The sequence below is a fragment of the Streptomyces sp. DT2A-34 genome (genome assembly GCF_030499515.1).
Classification (GTDB): Bacteria; Actinomycetota; Actinomycetes; order Streptomycetales; family Streptomycetaceae; genus Streptomyces.
Map to the genome: position 1 here is coordinate 8953227 of NZ_JASTWJ010000001.1, position 17343 is coordinate 8970569.

Consider the following 17343-nt stretch of genomic DNA (forward strand, 5'->3'; position numbering starts at 1 on the left):
TCTGTACGGATGGGCCCGCACGGCAGTGCGGGCCCATCCGCGTCATCCCCTACTTCGCGGACGCACACGTCCTGGTGGGGCGTATCCCGGCTCCCTGGTGGGAGATGAGTGGGAGACAAGTGGGAGATGATCATGGCGTGGTGCTGCAATCAGGCGCTAGGAAATGCTAGATAGCGCTACCTGTGCGGCCCTGGTTCAGCCCGCCGACTCCGCCGCGTGCGGGCTGAGGACACCCGCTGCCACCAGGGCGATGATGACGATGCCGAGGGCGATGCGGTACCAGACGAACGGCATGAAGCTCTTGGTCGAGATGAACTTCATGAACGAAACTATGTCGACGTGTCCTGAGCGGCTTTGACCTGCTGGTTTCCACCACTTTTCAAGATCGAATGGTAGAGCAGTGGGAGATGGCGCCTTCCAGTGCTCTCCCTCGCCGACCACGAACGGCGCAGCCACCTGCTTTGCAGCGAATCGGCAATCTCCTGCTCCATGGCCAGGGCAACGTGCGAGTAGAGACCTTCCACGCCGGCGACCTCGCGGCCCCTGCGGGTCTCCACGGCGATGCGACTGTGTCGATCTTCATCCAGCCACTCCTTGCCGCCGTGACGAAGCAGGTACAGCCGCTTTCCGGCGTTTGTGGTCGCGGGGAACCGGCCCCTGACCCGCGGCCAAAACTGTCCAACAAGGCACTGGCCGCAGTGCGTGCCCCGGTCGCTCACCAGCCTGGATGAGATTTTCGGCAAGGGCAGGATGCATGAGGCCGACTGGGACGACAACGGTGCCCCGGATGAGCTGATCGGCACGTGAAGAGCTGTGCGGCGGTGACCTGCATGCCCTGGCGGTCGCCGGAGGCGCTCCAGCGGTCACCGCGCTCCAGCGGTCACCGCGCCCCAGCTGGCGCTGGCCGCGTTTCTGCGTCTGCCCGCCGGGTGATCCCGTACCGGGGCGCCGCTGCTGTGGCACTCGTGCCCGTACGGGGCGGTGTAGCCGGTGGTCGGGTGCACGGTCGCCTCAGGTTGTCGGTGCCGTCGGCTAGCGTGCGAGGTATGCGCTACTTCAATACGGCCGGGCCGTGCGTCCCCACGCGTCACTACATGGTGCCGGCCCAGGAGCGGCTGCCCAGGGCCCGCGGGTACATCGAGCAGGGCCAGTACTTCGTGGTGCACGCGCCGCGGCAGACCGGGAAGACGACGGTGCTGGCGGCGATGGCCCGGGAACTGACGGCCTCGGGCCGGTACGCGGCGCTGCACTTCTCGTGCGAGAGCGCGGAGGTGGCCGGGGAGGACTACGGCCAGGCCGAGCTGCTGGTGCTGGAGGCGATTCGGCGGTCCGCGGAGTCCGCTGGGCTTCCTGATGAGCTCGCGCCCCCCGCCTCCTGGCCCGACGCGGTGCCCGGGTCCCGGCTCACGCGGGGGCTGGCTGAGTGGGTGCGGAGCTGTCCGCGTCCGCTGGTGCTGTTCTTCGACGAGATCGACGCGCTGCGGGGGGAGAGCCTGCGCAGTGTGCTGCGCCAGTTGCGCGATGGCTTCACCGTCAGCCGTGGCGGCTTCCCGCATGCGGTGGTGCTGTGCGGGCTGCGGGATGTGCGTGACTACAAGGCGGCCTCGGGCGGGGATCCGGGGCGCCTTGGTACGTCGAGTCCTTTCAACATCAAGGTGGCGTCGCTGCGGTTGGGCGACTTCACCGAGGCCGAGGTCGCCGAGCTGTACGGGCAGCACACCACGCAGACGGGCCAGGATTTCACGGTGGATGCGCTGGAGCGTGCCTTCAGCTTTACCCAGGGACAGCCGTGGCTGGTCAACGCGCTGGCCCGGGAGGTCGTCGAGGAGATGGGGGTGCCGTCGGACACGCCGATCACGGCCGAGCACATGGAGGAGGCGAAGGAGCGGCTGATCCTGGCGCGTGCGACGCATCTGGACTCGCTGGCCGCCAGGTTGGGCGAGGACCGGGTGCGGCGGGTGATCCAGCCGTTGATCGCGGGCGAGCTGCTCCTGCCGACGGACACGTACGACGACGATCTGGCGTACGTGCGCGACCTGGGGCTGGTCGCTCCGGACGCGCCGGTGCGGGTGGCCAATCCGATCTACCAGGAGGTCATTGTCCGGGTCCTGGGAAACAACACGGAGGGCCAGGTCGTCGCCGCCCCGAGCAGCTTCCGGCTGCCGGACGGCCGGATCGACATGGACAAGCTGCTGTGCTCCTTCGCCGAGTTCTGGCGGGAGAACGGCGAGATCCTGGCCACCGCCTCGACCTACCCGGAGGCCGCAGCACAGCTGGTGATGATGGCCTACCTGCACCGGATCGTGAACGGGGCGGGTTTCATCGACCGGGAGTACGGGGTCGGCCGGCGGCGCGTGGACCTGCTGATTCGCCAGCCGTACACCGCTGCCGACGGTTCGCGGGCGGTGCAGCGCGAGGCGCTGGAGCTGAAGGTGTGGCGCCAGGGCCGCACCGACCCCCTCGCCGAGGGGCTGGCACAGTTGGACGACTACCTGGACCGCATGGAGCTGTACACGGGCACCCTCGTCGTTTTCGACACCCGCCCGCAGGCAGCCCCGGTCCACGAGCGCACCGCCTTCTCGCAGCAGACCACGCCCTCCGGGCGCACCGTCACCCTGCTGCGCGCCTGACGGCCGGGAGACCTCAGCCAGGAGCGCCCCCGGATCTTCCTCCCGTGGCCGTGTTCCCGGAGCAGCACGGGTTCGGTGCGGGAGCTGGAGGGGCTCGGCAGCCAGGAATCGGGGCAGTTCGGTGCTGACACGTCAGCACCGTGTCAGCACATGAAACCCTGGGGGCGGGCCGCGGCACGTTCTTCGACAAGCGCGCCGACGGCACCTTCGGTCCCGTGGAGGACATCAAGATCGATGTTCTGGTCACCCCCGAGCAGTGGGACGCCCTGGGCCGCATCGGCGCCCCAGGTAGCCTCGCCTCCGGTGCCCAGAAGGCCATGGCAGCCGGGGTCGCGTCTCTCGACCAGCGATGAGGCGGCAGAGCGCCCGTTACCTCGTCCCCGGAACCACGGTCAGGCGTACGCCAACCCTCGTCAGTGTTCCGAACTGTCGTGCGGGGACGGTGGTGACGCGGGCCCTGGAGGTTGCTGCGGGGGCTCTTGATGCTGCGCTGCTCGAGTGAAACGGGTGGCGCGCTGTCACTCCAGACGGGGTACGCGCAGTGACCGGCGGTCTTCGGGGCGCGTTGGGAAGGTTGCGTTGAAGACCGCATCCGGCCACTGCCTTACCTACTGACGAGTCAACAAGGTGAGGCGGCGCGCACGCTGTTGAGCTACATGGCCTCACTGGAACTGCCTGGTGGCTTTGTCAGTGATCTCCTTGCCAAGGTGTACATCCCCGACGGCGACGGCCGTGATGCTGGATCGCGGCGTCGCTGGGCGGGGCAATTCGCGGCATGCATTCCGACGGCCGGCAGGGGAGTGAGGCAGCTCCGGGGGCTCCGGCAGCGCCGGCCCGTGTCCCGGTCCCCGGGGACCCAAGCGCCCTCGGGCCAGGGCATCGGCATCCGTGCGCTGTGCGGCTGCGGTCTGGGGCGTCGGTTCGCGGCCGCTGTGGGTTGGGCGGGGTGCCTGCTCGGCACCGGCTGCCGCCTTGCGAGCCAGGCCTACCGGGCCTGTCAGGCTTGTCAGTCCTGCGCGGTGTGCGGCTGTCGCAGCGGCGACGGCGCCCCCGGTCTGGATGGCCAGTGCGGGGATCGGACGGAGGGCGACAGCGGCCGCAGCTGCAGTCTGTGAGTTGCTGGGGCGCTCGGCATGCGTCGCAGGGGCGGGACGGGAAACGGTCCGTGACGAACGCTGTGTGTCGTTCCTGGGCGAAGGGCCGGAGGTCTCCTCGGCCATCCACACCTGCTCGCCCCGGCCCAGGTCGTGGCTGTCGGCGAAGACGGCGACCTGCCACAAGGCGGCGGCCAGGTGCGGGCCATGGCCGCACTGAGCGGGTCGGTGCGTGTGACGGTTTTGCGCAGCGTGGTGGCGATCCGCTCCCACAGCAGTGCCTGGCCGGCATCCGCGGCGGTGGGGGTGTAGGCGTCGATGCGGTCACGGACGGGCGTGTGCCAGTCGGACACACCGGGCTCCGGGACGAACTGCCAGTCCAGCACGGGTGGTTCACCCCCGCCCGGCCGGCGGGGCGGCTCGGTAGGCGCCGTGGTTCACACGGACCAGACGGCCGCGCTTTTCCAGCCGGGACAAGCTGGAGTACACGCTGGCCACCGGCGCATCAAGGGCCTGGTGGACCTGCTCCGGGCTCCAGGTGCGGGCCGAATCCTGGGCCAGCAGCAGCGCGATCCGCTCGGTCATCGCCGGCCGCGTCCGGCCCGTGTCCACAACCGGGCCGGTGACAGGTGCGTACGCGACCGGGCCGACGGACAGCGAGCGCCAGCGCTCGACCGCGGCCCAGGACCGCCTGTCCGGCCGACAGCCGCTCGCGCACCGCGGCGAGGCGTTCTTCCGGGTCTTTTTCCTGATGGCGCAGGTCGTCGAGGACCTGGTCGGCGCCGGTGAGCAGGTGGTGGGCATCATCGAGTGCAGTCACGAGCGGGAACCTGGCCCCTCAGCGAGGCGGTCATGCCCGGCCGGCCGGCAAACCCCCGGATCGGGCGAAGTCCGCCCACGGACCCGGAAGATGATCACTCATAGCGTGGAATCCTCCGCCGAGTGGCCCCTCATCGTCCCTGGTCACCGAAATACATCGGAACCCCCCGCCCGGCTACTTCTCCACTACTCCTTCGGGCACGGACTGCTCGACAGCCCTCACGAGTCGACGCGCCGTGTCGCTACCGCCTCGAGCGCGGCGTGAGCCGTACCAGCGCCGTTTCCTGGAGGATCTTGCGGAAGAAGGAGTACCGGGCCTCGCGGAGGACCTCGACGCTCACCTGGTCGCTCGTCAGCCCCAGGCGGGCGAGGCCGGCTGAGCTGCACCCCGTTGCGCAACCTTCGCCCGGCGCCCACGGCGGATGATCGTGCGCTCGCCACACGGCCACGCGATCCCGTCAGGCAGTGCGGGGGCTTCCCCAAGGCCGGGTAGTTAGCGTTTTCGCAGGTCACGCAAGCGCGTTGAGGGCTCGGGGGCAAAGCGCAACGGAGCTCATCGGTACAGGCAGTCGACCAAGACAGCTTGTACCCGAGGAGGGGGGCTTCCCCGGGGAAGGCCCCCCATATGGGTGGCTACCGGCGGGCTCGTGGCCATCGGTCGGCCGGGCTTCTACGGCATCGCTACGGCGCCGTCTTCGGCGCTCCCTCGGCGCCTCGTTTGCTTCGGGCGATTGCCGTATCTCGCGGCCACGGTGTCGCGGCCCGCCTTCCGCCCCTGGGCGGCGAGTTCGTCCGCCAGTCGGTGCAGTGACTTCGTCGTCCACGTCAGCGGCCCTATCGGGTCGCCCTGCGTGGTGTCCTCGACCAGCGCCAGCAGGGCCGGAAGCAGGCCCGTTCTTTGCCAGTGCCGGGCGGCCTGCTCCCGGCCGCCGCACCCGCCCGTCCGGAGCCCGGCCCGCATCGAGTTCGGCCAGGCCACGGCTGACGCAGCCCTTCGAGACGCCTGCGGCCCGCGCCACCGCAGCGATCCCACCATGCCCGAGCTGCCGAGCCTCCGCCGCGTACAGCATCCGGCGCTGCCGCTCGTCCAGGTACGGCGTCACCGCCCCGAACTTCTCCTCCAACGAACCGATCAACTCATCGAAGCGACCCATACCGCATCTACGAGCCCAACTACCGCAAGAAGCCCACTAATTCATCGACGGGCCCCCGCCTCTCCGCGGACGCCGCCGAGATCTTCCGCGACCTGAAGAACCCCAAGATGGCGCTGACCTGGAACAGGCAGGCCGCCGCCATTCGCCCGGCGCTTTCACCCGCTCCGTCGGCATGCGCCTCGCGATCGTCGCCACCGCCCACCTCCAAGCCCGCGACCTCGAACTCGGCAACCGCAGCGTCGACATCCTCACCCGCGTCCAGTCCAGCCCGGCCAAGGACTACGTGGCCGAATTCAACACAGCCCAGGAGCGGGCCGCTCGGGTGCCGACTCGCTGGTGGCCTTTTCCTGCCGGACTCCCCGGATGATCGGTGCAGCGGCCGGGGTCCGACACCGGCCGCTGGTCGACGTGTGCGCACGGCAGCCGCCGAGTACACGAGTCTGCGCTGCATGGGGCTATGGCGCATTCGAGGCTGCTGGTAGCCGGGTGGTTGCCCAGGGGTAGGCCGCCCATCCCTGATCGAGGACCGGGTTGCGGTCGCTCTCGTGTCCGGTGAGGCATTCGTTGAGCGCCCACGTGGAGCGTTGGGGGTCGGTCGCTCGCTCCAGGAGCAGCGAGCTGGGCGTGGTGTCGGTCAAGGTCACCAGGCGTTCGATCTCCTGGGCCCGGACGACCGCGGTCGGGATATCGGCGGCGGGCAGGTCCACGTGGGGCAGGTTGGCGTTGGCGATGGGGAACGGCTCAAGGGTGACGATCAGAGCTTGACGCGGACGGTCGGCCGGAGCGCCGGCGAATGCCGGATTGGGCTGGTCGATCTGGGCCGAGGTGGCGTTGACCTGGCGGTAGGCGCGGGCCAGTTTGCTGTCGGTCTCCGCTACTCCGCCTTCCAGGCCGAGCCGGGCGTTCTCGGTCGGCATCATCGACTTGACCTCCACGAGCAGCACCAGGTCATCGAAGACGACGATCCAGTCGACGCTGTGCACCTCGTTGCGCTTGACCCGGTACGTGATCTCTCCGACCACATCAGCATCCGGTATCAGGCGGAGCCGGCGGCCGACGTACTCCTCGAAGAGATAGCCGGTTTCCTCCAGGAAGGCGGGTCCGAAGTGATCGCGTCCCGTGTGGTGGATGCCGGCTGGGGTCGCCTTGCGCCAGACCAGCTGGGGTGAGGGGCACAGCAGGCCGGTCCCGAAGCCGGTGACCGCGGGCCGCCCGAGCAGCGGGTTGTACGTGAAGCGACGGAGCTGGGCTGCTTTGCTGCCGGCCACCTTCGCCAGGTTCTCCAAGGTCTGCTTCTCGGTTGTTTTGATGGAAGCCACGTCGGTGGCGAAGTGCCGTTCGATGACGCGCAGGACCGTCTCCCGGCTGACCACGCGGTTGAACTTCTCCCCGTCCGGGCTGTCGAAGATCGCGGGATCGAAACGCCCGGCGTTGAACAGCGCGCATCCCCAGAGCAGTTGCGCGGTGCCGACGTAGTCGGGCAGCGGGCAGCCGAACAACTCGGTGTCCCGGCCCGGGACCATGCAGCGGGGCTGTCGGCGTGCGGGGAACGGGGTGTGCAGGTAGAGCGCCGCGGTACGGGCGAGACTGACGAACTCCGGGGCCTGCCATGCCATCTGCTCGCCGCCCAGACGCATCATGAAGTCCCGGAGGCGGACCGGGGGCTCGTCCGTACCGTGCAGGGTCGGTTCCTTCAGGCTGGAGTACTCCGCGAGGATCTCCAACAGATCGCGCTCGGAGGCTTCGGAGCGCTGGTGCTCGGTGCCGTAGGCCAGGCAGACGCGGGCCGCGTCTGCCAGAGCCCAGGGCGTGTACTTCAGAGAGGGGCTTTCCAGCCAGGACTGAGGCCGTTCGGGCGAGCCGTAGCGGGCCGCGGCTGCGGCGATCAGCGGCAGCAGCGAGCTGGGACGGTGGCGCCGGATGCGCTGGCGGTACTCGGCCTCCGTCACCAGCCGGTCGTACAGGTACGCAGCCATCTCGCCATGATCCTCGTCCTGGCCATCTTGTTCGACAGATTTCTCCCGAGTAGGTCCTGCACGTGGCCATGCCGATGCCTGGGTGATCTACGTCGTCGACGGTCTGTCCGCTGAGGTGCCGGCACTCGCCGTCGCAGCCACGCGGGAACGGAATGGTGAGGCGCCGAAGCGGGGAGTTGTCCCTGGGGTGGTATGGCTGGACGGTGGTCCCGGATCTGCTGTTCAGCGGTGCTGGTCCGCGGTGACGATGCGTGTTGGCGCGGAGGCGTGGTGTCAGGGCAGCCGGACGAGGTTCAGCCGGTAGTCCTCGACCCGGGGCAGCCGCTGGGCGGCGAGGCTGCTGAGCATGTCCTGGACAGGGGCCGGGAGTCCGTCGTACATCGGGGCGGGGAGGCTGCTGAACGTGTGGGAGGCCAGTACTTCAACCCCCGGGCGCCACTCGGTGAGCTGTGCCGGATCGGCGCAGGCCCACTGCATCCGGGCGCTGACCTTGCCCAGTGCGTCGTGCTGGTCCTGGGTGTCGAAGTGGCCGGGGCCGGAGGTGTCGAGGGCCAGCAGTGAACCGGGGAAGCGGTCGGCGAGCAGGCCGATGACCTCGCGCACGTCCGTCTCCTGGAGGTAGGGCAGGACGGCTTCGGCGGCGAAAAGGTATGGGCCGCCGGAGTGCGCGGCGACGGTGTCCGCCCACGCCTCGTCCGTCACCGACGCGGCGATCATCGTGCGGCGTGGCATATCGGTGAGGAAAGTGCGGCGCAGCTCGATCACGTCGGGCAGGTCGAGGTCGAACCAGCGGGCCTGGCCGTTGTCGGTGCGTTCGTAGCGGGTGTTGAGGCCGGTGCCGATCTCCACCACGGTTCCGGTGGGATGCTCGGCGAGGAAGTCGGCCACCCAGCGGTCGAACAGGCTGGTGCGCAGGACCGTGCCGAGCAGCATCGGGAGGTCGTCGAAGCGGGCGAAGTCGTAGTCGATCGCTGCGACGAGTTCCTCGGCGATGGGGTCGCGCAGGACCGCTTCCTTCTTGCGGTTTTCCACCGCCCGGCCGTACAGCGGGATGAGCAGGGTTTCCTGGATCGTGCCCAGGCGTACGTCGCGCTCGGTCATGACTGCCTCCACAGTCCTCTGCGGGTGCGACGACGCTATATGAAAATGGGATTCATTATTAGGGGTCCGGCGCCGTCCTGCCGCGGCGGCGCCGGACTACTCCTGTGCGTGCCGGATGGCGTCCAGCACGATGTGGGCGATGTGTTCGTCGGTGAGGTGGTACCGGATCTCGCGGGCCTGGCGGCGGGTCGTCACGATGCGGGAGTTGCGCAGGACCCGCAGGTGCTGCGAGACCAGCGGCTGGCTCACCTCGAGGGTGGCGACCAGTTCGTGGACGTACTTTCCGCCCTCGGACAGCTCGCGCACGATACCGAGGCGGACCGGGGAGGCCAGTGCCTTCAGCAGGTCACTGGCGGCTTCCAGGGCGCGTAGAGGTTCGTCCGCCGGGGCTGTCGGGGAGGGAGGTGTCACCATCACATGCATACATTAGCAAGTGACAATGATTTCCGGTCCGGGTTTGTGTCGCCGGACGCGGATCCGGGTCAGTGGTCGTCCCAGTGGCCGTCGTGTGCGGCGTGACGGTGGCCGTCGTGCACGTAGTCCACGTGGTCCTCGTGCGGCACGGCCACATGCCCGCAGCCCTCGCCGTGCTGGTGGTCGTGGCTCTCGTGGGCGGTGTGGCCGGTGGGCGCGCACTCGTCGACGTGACCTTCGTGGGCCTTGTGGAGGTGGCCGTCGTGCGCGTAGTCGGTGTGGTCGCCGTGCGGGACGGCGACGTGGCCGCAGCCCTCGCCGTGGGTGTGCGTGTGGTCGTCGTGCGTGCGGTGCTCGGTGGCCGTGGCCATGTGGTGCTCCTAGCGGTGCTCTCTGGTCGCCTGCGGCTGGTGCTCCGCAGGCCGTGCGTGGTCACATTAACATATGGCAATTCGCGCATGTGTTGCTCGAAGTCAGGCCGCTGCGGGCGCAGTTGGCTCCCGTGGGCCGGTCCGACTGTCATTTCGACCGTCAACCGGGGTCCTGCATGCCGAGTCGCAGGTGTTCGATGTGGTGGACTGCCTGGTCGAGGAGCTGGGCCACGTGGTTGTCGTAGAGGCGGTAGACGATGCGGCGGCCGTCGCGCCGCCCGATGGCCAGGCCCAGGGTGCGCAGCAGCCGGAGCTGGTGGGAGGCCGCGGGCTGCTCAATCCCCACGTCGGTGGTGAGTTCGGTGACGCCGAACAGTGTTCAGTGCCGCCGCCCGGTCCTTCGCATCGGAGATCGCCCTCACAGTGTCTCCGGCGATCAGCCAGGTCGGGGGGTCGAGCGCTACCCACCAGAAAAACACCACCGCGATGACTATGCCCGCTGCCAACATGGTTTGTCTGACTCAGATCCGCCCCCCCCACGCATATGCCCTCTTTACCCGCATGGGGGAGGAGCTGACACCTGAACGTCCGAGTCCCAGCTCTGCAGGCCCGCGTTGAGCTGGGGCAGGAGGCCCGCAGGGGCGGCGGCGGGGTCGTCGTCGCGACCCTGCGCCAGCCCAGCCGGTCGACGTGCGGACGACGGCCGTGGTGGGCGCAGGCATGAGGCGAGGATGCCGGTCAGTCGCCCGGCGTGAAGTGGTACGGCATGGGAATCTCGAAGTGCACCGTGGCGACGCCTGGTCCGTGCTCGCCTGTGGTGCGGGCGTCGAACACCTCCTTGGACAAGCTGCGCCAGAAGGCTTCCGCACCCTCGACGTTGACGTTGGTGTGGAGGTAGATCCGCTCGTAGCCCGGTGTGTTCGCGATGAAGGAGCAGGCCGTGTCGACCAGGGTGCGGGCGAGCCCCTGGCGCCGGTGTTCGGGCCGTACGTACACGCGGACCAGCTGGGCGGTGGTCCCCGACGGGTAGTGCTCGGCCAGCCAGCGCGGGTGCGGTGGGTGGGCAGGGCCCGCAGAGCGCACTCCGGTCGTGGCGACCACCTCGCCCTCATGGACCGCTACGAGGAGCAGGTGCCGGCGGTTGTCGAGGTACGTGCCCTTGAGGTCCATCACGTCCCGGTGCCATTGGGGCACGTACCCGTATCCGAACTCCTTGTAGAGGGTGTCGAGCATGACGCGGCGCGCGTCGTCCATGTCGGCCGGTGTCGCGGGGCGCACGGTATATCCGCGGTGCGCGGTCTCGCTCACGGGGTTTCTCCTGTCTGGCATGTGCGTGGCTGGCATGCGCGTCTGTTCGGTGTGTGCCGTCTGTGCAGCGGTTCCGTGGCGCTGCCCCGGGTCGACTCTATCCAATTTAATGAAAACGGTTTTCAGCTGTGCGGGTGCCTGGTCCCATGTGGCGCACGTCAGTTGCCGCGCTGGAGCCATGCTGAGCGTCGCAGGCGCCAACCGGAGCACTCCGGGGCGTGGTTCAGTGGGGGTCGCGCAGGTCGAGGCGGAGGTGCTCGATGTGGTGGACGGCCTGGTCGAGGAGTTGGGCGACGTGGTTGTCGTAGAGGCGGTAGACGATGCGGCGGCCGTCGCGTTCTCCGGTGACCAGGCCGAGGGCGCGCAGGAGCCGGAGTTGGTGGGAGACGGCGGACTGTTCCATGCCGACGGCGGCGGCGAGGGCGCCGACGGGGTGCGGGGCGTGGCGCAGGGTGGTGAGGATGCGCAGCCGGGAGGGGGTGGCCAGGGCCTGGAGCGCGGCGGCGACGGAGGCGGCGGTGGCCTCGTCGAGGCGGGCGGCCGCGCGCATGTCGCGACCGCCGCCTGCGCCGCTGTCGGGCTCAGCGGCGTGCACGGATCCTCGTCTCGCGGGGTGGGCGGACGAACTGGAGCTTCAGGGCAGGCGGGGGTTCGGAGAGGCCGGGTCCGCCTGCGATGGCCCAGTCGAGCAGGTCGTCGGTGCAGTCGTCGTCAAGGGCGAAGCCGATCCAGGTCGCCCGGCCACCGGCTCTTCGGCCGGCGGTGGAGGGCTGGACGACGATGACATTGGCCTGGTCGCAGGGGCCGAGACAGTCCGATGTACGGACGGCGAGGCGGCCCGCGGAGTCGGTGGCCGCCGCGCGCAGGCGGTCGAGCTGCCAGGCGTGGTCGGTGCCGGGGTGCTTGCGTGGGTTGCCGCAGCAGCAGCCGCGGCACACGACCAGTGTGCACGGACGGTTGGCCGCGCCGATCGTCACCGTACGGCCGGTGGTGGTGGCGATCGGTGTCGTACGGCGGTTCACAGCTCCGTCCGCGAGGGCAAGCCATAGGCCCGTACGCGGCCGTCGCGGTGGGCGGTGACCAGCAGGTGCGGTCCCGCCCAGGCCAGCGCGGCGACCGCGGACTCGATGACGCATGGGTGGACGTGCTCGTTGACCTCGGCTCCGGGGGTCAGTACGAGTACGTCACCAACATCGGCTTCGTCGCCTGACCTGCCCGACTGTCCGACTGCCCGCTGCGCCTGGTCGGCCTTCCGCTGGCGCGGTCCTCCGCTGTTCCGCGTCGGGGACTGGATGCACTCGTGTGAGGCCGTCAGGGGTCTTGGTGGAGGCCGACGCATGTCCCGGCTGGTGCATTGACGGGTCTCATCGGTGTCCTGTTCGGAGCTTCGGCGATCAGCGTCGTTGCCGCGTCCGGCCGGTGGCAGCAGAGCGTCTCCCCAGGGGCGCCACCGGAACCCGGGGATGCTCATCTGGAGGGGTCGTCTGGGCCTCGCAGGGCCGCGAGAGCGGGGGCGATCTCCAGGGCGACGCGTTCGGAGTCGACGTCCAGGCCGTGGTCGCGGCAGAGCTTGGTGTCGGTGGAGGCGCAGGCCTCCCAGACGTGGTTGATGTACAGGGCCAAGCCGTGCATCTTCTGCCGGCCCTTGGCCTGGCGGTCGGGGTCGGTAACCGGAAACAGCCCGGTCGGCGCCTGAGCCATGAAAACCCCCGCGGGTGACTCCGCCGTACAGAGGTCCGTGAGCATCCGGGCGTCATGGGTGACACGCAGGTGATCAAGGTCGAGTACGACTGGGCCAAGGGCCTGGCCACCAAGGTCGTGCAGGACCCGGCGGGGCTCGCCATCACCACGACCACGGAGTACGACTCGCAGGGCAGGGTGCTCAAGCAGGGCGCTCCCGGCACGTCCGGCACCGACGCCGGAACCCAGACAGCCACCTACTGGTCCGCCACCGGCACCGGAGCCTGCGCGGGCCGACCGGAGTGGGCCGACCTGCTGTGCAGCAGCGGACCGGCGGGAGACATCACCGGAGGCGGCAGCAACCCGGCCCAGCTGCCGACCATGACCGCCGAATACGACCGGTGGGGCAACACGGCCAAGACCAGCGAGACGGTCAGCGGAACCACCCGTACCATCACGCGCAGTTACGACGCGGCGGGCCGCGCGACCACCGTGCAGATCACCGGCGGACTCGGACAGACAGTTCCCACCACCACGACCGAATACGATTCGGCCTCGGGTCAGCAGACCAGGACCACCTCGCCGACCGGCGGAACGATCACCCGGGCCTACGACAAGCTGGGACGGGTGATCTCGTACGCCGACGCCGACGGCGGAGTCACCACCACCGAGTACGACCTCCTCGACCGCCCGGTCAGAACCAGCAACAACATCCCGAGCAGCACCACCTACACCTACGACACCTCGATCGAGGCCCGTGGCCTCCCCGCGAAGGTCACCGACTCGGTGGCCGGGGAGTTCTCCACCACCTACGACCCGGACGGCAGCATCGGCCACGGAGAAGCTACCCGGCGGCTACACGCTGAAGCAGACCAAGGACTCCACCGGCGCAGTCGTCGAACGCGTCCACACGAGGGACAGCGACGGGACCGTCGTCTACTCCGACACGGTCACCCAGACCATCCACGGCCAGGACGCCTCCCACTCCGGCTGGTCGGACCAGCAGGACGGGTATGACAACGCCGGACGGCTGACCCGGGTCGAGGACACCGTCGACACCGTCTGCACCCTGCGCGGCTACACCGTGGACAAGCGGTCCAACCGGACCGCGGTGAGCACGGCGTCGGCCGCACCGGGACTGGCCTGCCCCACCGCTGAGGGCACCGCCACGGTGAAGACGTACGACACGGCGGACCGGATCGTGGGCGGGGGCTACTCGTACTACGCCTTCGGCCGTACGACCGCTCTCCCCGGATCCACCATCTCCTACTACGCCAACGACCTCGCCTACCAGCAGACCGCCGGCACCAAGCGCCAGACCTGGCAGCTCGACGCCGGGCTGCGCTTCCGCTCCTGGACCATCGAGACCAGCAGCTCCGGCACCTGGAGCCAGACGGAGGCCAAGACCAACCACTACAGCGGAGACTCCGACAACCCGAGCTGGATCGTCGAAAACTCGGCCGGCAGCACGCTGACCCGCAACGTCACCGACGCGACCGGCGCGCTGACCGCCACAACAGGCAAGACGAGCAGCATCGTCCTGCAACTCACCGACATCCACGGGGACGTCGCACTGCAACTGCCGCTCGACACGGCCGTCGCGCCGACGGCCATGGACACCGACGAGAACGGCGCCGCGCGCCCCGGCCAGGCCGCCCAACGCTACGGCTGGCTCGGCGGCAAGCAGCGGTCGAGTGAGACCCTCGCCGGCCTCACCCTCATGGGGGTACGCCTCTACGATCCGAACACCGCTCGGTTCCTGCAGACCGACCCGGTCTTCGGCGGCAACTGCAACGCCTACGACTACGTTTGCGCGGATCCGGTCAACGGCACCGATCTGGACGGCCGCTGCGGCGCCTGGGGCGACCCCTTCCAGAAGTGCGACAAGTGGCGCATCCTCATGTGGTCGCGCGGGATGAACTGGTACTGGAGGACCATCCGAGAGGGCAGCACGTCCAACGTCAAGGTCAACGGCGTGAAATACGGCAATTTCGGCCTCGCGCACATCAAATGCAAGCACGTCGGCTACGGCAAGAAATCCAACTGGTTGACGAGCTCCGGAATGATCAGTGACCTGAAGAAGGCGCTGCTCTACGGCAAGTGGAAAGTAGACTGGGAGCACGGTTGGCACAACACGGCCTGGAAGATCGCATACTCGTGCAAAACAGGCTGTGGCTGCCGGAAGAAAGAGAGTGGACGGTCACAGTGTTCTACCGGAACATCGCGGCACCTGATGGAAAGCCGCTGGGCGTGACCACGGCATACAAGAACAGGACCGGCTGACACACCGTCCGGTGCCGACCGCGCGTCACGCGGCCGGCACCGGACACTCATTTCACAAGGCACTGAGGAGTCAGGCGGCACATGAACAATTCCGCGGAAGACATCATCCGCGCGGTGGTCGACACTCTGAAGCGACGAGCCTCGGCTCGGGGGGAAACCGTGCCGGCCCTCGACTCGGTCCGCAACCTTGTCGCGAACGACGAGGCGGAAATCGCGATCGACTACCTCATCAACACGGTCAACTCGTTCCGGCTTACGCTGCGGCAGGACGAATACGACCAGCTCATGTCGGCAGCCACCCGGCTGGACTACGCGGACAGCGTGACCGACATCGATCCCCGGTTGCTCGTCCCCGCCTCCGACGACGTCTGACAGCCTGGCCCCGGTAGCGCCGGGGCCAGGCCCTCGTCATCGGGTGCGCGCAACGCCCTCTGCCACTGCCGGAACGGTGAGGGCGGTGATCCGCTGAGCGCCAGCCCGGACAGCTCCCAAGCAGTCGGTCATTTCGGGCACGCGCCCCACCGAACGGTCCTCGATGGGTGACGCTCCTGGCCCTGGGTAACCAACAGCATCGCCTAGCAGACCAAGATTGCGCACCGCGGGTCCGGCATCAGCGATGCGCATGAAGCCCGGATTCCGGCGTTTCCGCAGGGTGTAGTGCGCACGAAGCGATGGACCCTACAGCCCTGCTCCACGCCACCGGACAGGGCACTCACGCCGCTGCGCCGATCACTAAAATCAAGACTATTGGGCTGGTTGAGGCACATTCTCGCACCCACCGTATCCTCCGGAACAAGATCCCGATCAGCCGGCAGGACCTGCTCCCCCTCGCCGATGCGCGCAACGGTGTCGCGCACAGCGGCCTCCACGAGATCACGGACGTCCGCACCGTGTTCACCACTTGTCTGCGCTTGCTGGACCCGCTCCTGATCGAGCTGAACATCTCTCCCGGCGCCTACTGGGGCCGATATCAGGATCTTCATGACGAGCTGATCCGGGAGCGGATCCGGGACACGAGCCTTCAGTTGCAGCAGAAGCTCGCTCAAGCCCGAACCACGTTCGAACATCACCACGGGCACCTTGGTTCCCAGGAGCGTGTCGCGGTCCTGGCCACCGTGACCCGTCGTCCCGCCTGGGCGAAGGACTGCATCGACAGGCCCTGTCCCGTCTGCCACGAAGGCGTGGGTGCACGGCACCACCATGATCAACGAGGAGAAGGGGCTTGCCCGCTTCACCCCTGGAACTTTCTGGTGCTTTGCTTGTGATCTGAAGGTGCAGGGCGAAGAACTCCAGGAGCTGGGAGACCTCGGACAGGAGACGATGCTGGAGCAGAACATCCGGATCCTCCTCAGCGCCGAGCCGATCTACGAAGAGGACATCCAAGGGCTCTATGAGAAGAAGGTCCGGGAGATCTATGAGAGGGACCGGGATCCCGACGAAGACTTCCTCGCGGGCCGCTAAGGGCAGCCTGTGGACCACGACGGTGCGTGCCGATACCGATCTGCGGGGCCGCGATGCCGATGGCCCCGGGCGACAGGATCAGCCCCACCTCAGCGAGCAGGCGGAGCCGGGTCGGGCAGGCTGTAGGAGGCGGGTGTCTGTGCAGCGGCCGGCACTGTTTGATCTGGATGACACCCTGGTCGGTGGCAGGCCAACGAGAAGCGCCTGAAGAAGGAGCTGTCCACCGCCGCGAAGGCCGCCGCCGGGCGCGCGGGCAAGCTGCTGGACAGCGTCCCCGTACCCGCCGACGTCCCGGAGCCGCTGGTCACCGAGTGGCGGTGGCGGGCGGCCAAGCACCTCCAGGGCGCCATCGCCGCCGAGGAGCAGATGAACGAGATCAAGATCGCCGCTGCCGGTTCGACATGGAAGTACGCCAAGGGTCTGGCGACCGGCAAGTTCGGCGGCAACAAGTGGCCCGACGACGTGGTCGTGCGCTGGGTCGACGGCGAGGTGACGAAGTACACCAACGTCGACGGCACGGGCTTCCACGCCGAGCAGCAGCTCCAGACCCCCAATGACCGGTGGAAGAACCACGCCGCGATCACCGCGGGCGGCGACTTCGACGGCACCACCAACTCCGACTTCGACCTGCTCGTCCGCTGGTCCGACGGTGAACTCACCGTGTACGAGGACCTCGGCGCCAACAGTCTGAAGAAGGAGCGGCAGCTCAAGCCCGCGAACCAGTTGTGGACCCACTCCCGTGTCCTTGTGCCCGGCGAGTTCGGCGGCAATCTGTGGGAGGACGACCTCTTCGTCCGCTGGTCCGACGGAGAAGTGACGGTCTACGGAAACACCCAGGCCGACGCGCTGGACCGGGAGTACCAGCTCGTGCCCCCGCCCGCCAGGAGCACGGTGCTCCTTCGCGGGCAGCACAGCGGTCGGCCCTCCGGAGAGGAGACAGCCGCCGAAGAGTCCTGCGACTCGGTGCGCGGCCCCGGTCTGCTGCGGCGGATCACCGCAGACAAATGAGCAACAACCCGCGTTGAGCCGGTGGCAGGGCGGCGGCCCCGCCA

17 protein-coding genes and 5 pseudogenes are annotated in these 17343 nt (G+C 68.6%); 9 read left to right on the top strand and 13 right to left on the bottom strand.

From position 1 onward, the window contains the following. Positions 1-195: 195 nt before the first annotated feature. Positions 196-348: pseudogene (locus tag QQM39_RS39825) on the bottom strand (undecaprenyl-diphosphatase); the annotation flags it as partial. 698 nt (positions 349-1046) lie between these two features. Here QQM39_RS39825 and QQM39_RS39830 point away from each other — a divergent pair. The 3 genes from QQM39_RS39830 (at position 1047) to QQM39_RS39840 (ending at position 4036) form a co-directional block, all read left to right on the top strand. Continuing rightward, a complete protein-coding gene (locus tag QQM39_RS39830; protein WP_302002465.1) occupies positions 1047-2630 on the top strand; it encodes an ATP-binding protein in 1584 nt (527 codons plus the stop codon). A gap of 140 nt (positions 2631-2770) precedes the next feature. Further along, complete coding sequence (locus tag QQM39_RS39835; protein WP_302002466.1) at positions 2771-2983, top strand: hypothetical protein; 213 nt, start codon at positions 2771-2773, stop codon at positions 2981-2983. Between the two features lie 894 nt (positions 2984-3877). Beyond that, positions 3878-4036: a hypothetical protein gene (locus tag QQM39_RS39840; RefSeq protein WP_302002467.1), complete on the top strand. Its 159-nt coding sequence runs from the start codon at positions 3878-3880 to the stop codon at positions 4034-4036. A gap of 81 nt (positions 4037-4117) precedes the next feature. Here QQM39_RS39840 and QQM39_RS39845 read toward each other — a convergent pair whose 3' ends face one another. Together QQM39_RS39845 and QQM39_RS39850 are read right to left on the bottom strand one after the other, a co-directional pair. Next, positions 4118-4531, bottom strand: coding sequence for a hypothetical protein (locus QQM39_RS39845; protein ID WP_302002468.1), 414 nt, complete (start codon positions 4529-4531; stop codon positions 4118-4120). A 784-nt stretch (positions 4532-5315) separates the two neighbouring features. Further along, positions 5316-5697: pseudogene (locus tag QQM39_RS39850) on the bottom strand (ISAzo13 family transposase); the annotation flags it as partial. A gap of 172 nt (positions 5698-5869) precedes the next feature. Between QQM39_RS39850 and QQM39_RS39855 the strand changes: the two are divergent. Further along, positions 5870-6064, top strand: coding sequence for a hypothetical protein (locus QQM39_RS39855; RefSeq protein WP_302002469.1), 195 nt, complete (start codon positions 5870-5872; stop codon positions 6062-6064). A gap of 88 nt (positions 6065-6152) precedes the next feature. Here the strand turns inward: QQM39_RS39855 and QQM39_RS39860 are convergent, their stop codons facing one another. The 8 genes and pseudogenes from QQM39_RS39860 to QQM39_RS39895 form a co-directional block, all read right to left on the bottom strand. Further along, positions 6153-7673, bottom strand: coding sequence for a hypothetical protein (locus QQM39_RS39860; RefSeq protein WP_302002470.1), 1521 nt, complete (start codon positions 7671-7673; stop codon positions 6153-6155). A 273-nt stretch (positions 7674-7946) separates the two neighbouring features. Beyond that, entirely contained in the window at positions 7947-8774 is an 828-nt protein-coding gene (locus tag QQM39_RS39865) for a class I SAM-dependent methyltransferase (RefSeq protein WP_301996895.1), read from the bottom strand. A gap of 96 nt (positions 8775-8870) precedes the next feature. After that, positions 8871-9188 carry a helix-turn-helix transcriptional regulator gene (locus tag QQM39_RS39870; RefSeq protein ID WP_301996894.1) on the bottom strand — a complete coding sequence of 106 codons (318 nt, stop codon included), beginning with the start codon at positions 9186-9188 and terminating at the stop codon, positions 8871-8873. A gap of 68 nt (positions 9189-9256) precedes the next feature. Then, on the bottom strand, positions 9257-9559 hold the full coding sequence (locus tag QQM39_RS39875) for a hypothetical protein (protein WP_301996893.1): 303 nt from the start codon (positions 9557-9559) through the stop codon (positions 9257-9259). 160 nt (positions 9560-9719) lie between these two features. Next, a pseudogene (locus tag QQM39_RS39880) lies at positions 9720-9923 on the bottom strand (ArsR family transcriptional regulator); the annotation flags it as partial. A 374-nt stretch (positions 9924-10297) separates the two neighbouring features. Then, a complete protein-coding gene (locus tag QQM39_RS39885) occupies positions 10298-10813 on the bottom strand; it encodes a GNAT family N-acetyltransferase (RefSeq protein ID WP_302003890.1) in 516 nt (171 codons plus the stop codon). Positions 10814-11090: 277 nt separating this feature from the next. Beyond that, entirely contained in the window at positions 11091-11417 is a 327-nt protein-coding gene (locus tag QQM39_RS39890; RefSeq protein ID WP_302003891.1) for a metalloregulator ArsR/SmtB family transcription factor, read from the bottom strand. 31 nt (positions 11418-11448) lie between these two features. Beyond that, positions 11449-11844, bottom strand: coding sequence for a (2Fe-2S) ferredoxin domain-containing protein (locus QQM39_RS39895; RefSeq protein WP_302003892.1), 396 nt, complete (start codon positions 11842-11844; stop codon positions 11449-11451). 137 nt (positions 11845-11981) lie between these two features. Between QQM39_RS39895 and QQM39_RS39900 the strand changes: the two are divergent. After that, positions 11982-12077 (top strand): annotated as a pseudogene (locus tag QQM39_RS39900) (transcriptional regulator); the annotation flags it as partial. A gap of 257 nt (positions 12078-12334) precedes the next feature. Here QQM39_RS39900 and QQM39_RS39905 read toward each other — a convergent pair. Beyond that, positions 12335-12568: a hypothetical protein gene (locus QQM39_RS39905; protein ID WP_302002471.1), complete on the bottom strand. Its 234-nt coding sequence runs from the start codon at positions 12566-12568 to the stop codon at positions 12335-12337. A gap of 30 nt (positions 12569-12598) precedes the next feature. On the opposite strand from QQM39_RS39905, the pseudogene QQM39_RS39910 reads away from it, so the two are divergent. Then, positions 12599-14396, top strand: a pseudogene (locus tag QQM39_RS39910) (RHS repeat-associated core domain-containing protein); the annotation flags it as partial. Between the two features lie 515 nt (positions 14397-14911). Continuing rightward, positions 14912-15202 (top strand): hypothetical protein, encoded by a 291-nt coding sequence (locus QQM39_RS39915; RefSeq protein WP_302002472.1) that lies wholly within the window; start codon positions 14912-14914, stop codon positions 15200-15202. A 203-nt stretch (positions 15203-15405) separates the two neighbouring features. Here the strand turns inward: QQM39_RS39915 and QQM39_RS39920 are convergent, their stop codons facing one another. Next, the gene (locus tag QQM39_RS39920) at positions 15406-15903 is read right to left on the bottom strand and encodes a hypothetical protein (protein ID WP_302002473.1); all 498 of its coding nucleotides are present in this window, start codon (positions 15901-15903) and stop codon (positions 15406-15408) included. Between the two features lie 112 nt (positions 15904-16015). Here QQM39_RS39920 and QQM39_RS39925 point away from each other — a divergent pair, with 112 nt between their 5' ends. Then, positions 16016-16291, top strand: coding sequence for a hypothetical protein (locus tag QQM39_RS39925; RefSeq protein ID WP_302002474.1), 276 nt, complete (start codon positions 16016-16018; stop codon positions 16289-16291). Positions 16292-16657: 366 nt separating this feature from the next. After that, positions 16658-17299 carry a hypothetical protein gene (locus tag QQM39_RS39930; RefSeq protein ID WP_302002475.1) on the top strand — a complete coding sequence of 214 codons (642 nt, stop codon included), beginning with the start codon at positions 16658-16660 and terminating at the stop codon, positions 17297-17299. Positions 17300-17343: the final 44 nt, after the last annotated feature.

What these genes read in the sequence shown, in the direction of transcription:
- QQM39_RS39830 (WP_302002465.1), top strand. Translation starts at nt 1,047, where the DNA reads ATGCGCTACTTCAATACGGCCGGGCCGTGCGTCCCCACGCGTCACTAC.
- QQM39_RS39930 (WP_302002475.1), top strand. Translation starts at nt 16,658, where the DNA reads ATGAACGAGATCAAGATCGCCGCTGCCGGTTCGACATGGAAGTACGCC.
- QQM39_RS39860 (WP_302002470.1), bottom strand. Translation starts at nt 7,673, where the DNA reads ATGGCTGCGTACCTGTACGACCGGCTGGTGACGGAGGCCGAGTACCGC.
- QQM39_RS39865 (WP_301996895.1), bottom strand. Translation starts at nt 8,774, where the DNA reads ATGACCGAGCGCGACGTACGCCTGGGCACGATCCAGGAAACCCTGCTC.
- QQM39_RS39845 (WP_302002468.1), bottom strand. Translation starts at nt 4,531, where the DNA reads ATGATGCCCACCACCTGCTCACCGGCGCCGACCAGGTCCTCGACGACC.
- QQM39_RS39890 (WP_302003891.1), bottom strand. Translation starts at nt 11,417, where the DNA reads ATGCGCGCGGCCGCCCGCCTCGACGAGGCCACCGCCGCCTCCGTCGCC.
- QQM39_RS39855 (WP_302002469.1), top strand. Translation starts at nt 5,870, where the DNA reads ATGCGCCTCGCGATCGTCGCCACCGCCCACCTCCAAGCCCGCGACCTC.
- QQM39_RS39885 (WP_302003890.1), bottom strand. Translation starts at nt 10,813, where the DNA reads ATGGACGACGCGCGCCGCGTCATGCTCGACACCCTCTACAAGGAGTTC.
- QQM39_RS39875 (WP_301996893.1), bottom strand. Translation starts at nt 9,559, where the DNA reads ATGGCCACGGCCACCGAGCACCGCACGCACGACGACCACACGCACACC.
- QQM39_RS39915 (WP_302002472.1), top strand. Translation starts at nt 14,912, where the DNA reads ATGAACAATTCCGCGGAAGACATCATCCGCGCGGTGGTCGACACTCTG.
- QQM39_RS39870 (WP_301996894.1), bottom strand. Translation starts at nt 9,188, where the DNA reads ATGGTGACACCTCCCTCCCCGACAGCCCCGGCGGACGAACCTCTACGC.
- QQM39_RS39905 (WP_302002471.1), bottom strand. Translation starts at nt 12,568, where the DNA reads ATGGCTCAGGCGCCGACCGGGCTGTTTCCGGTTACCGACCCCGACCGC.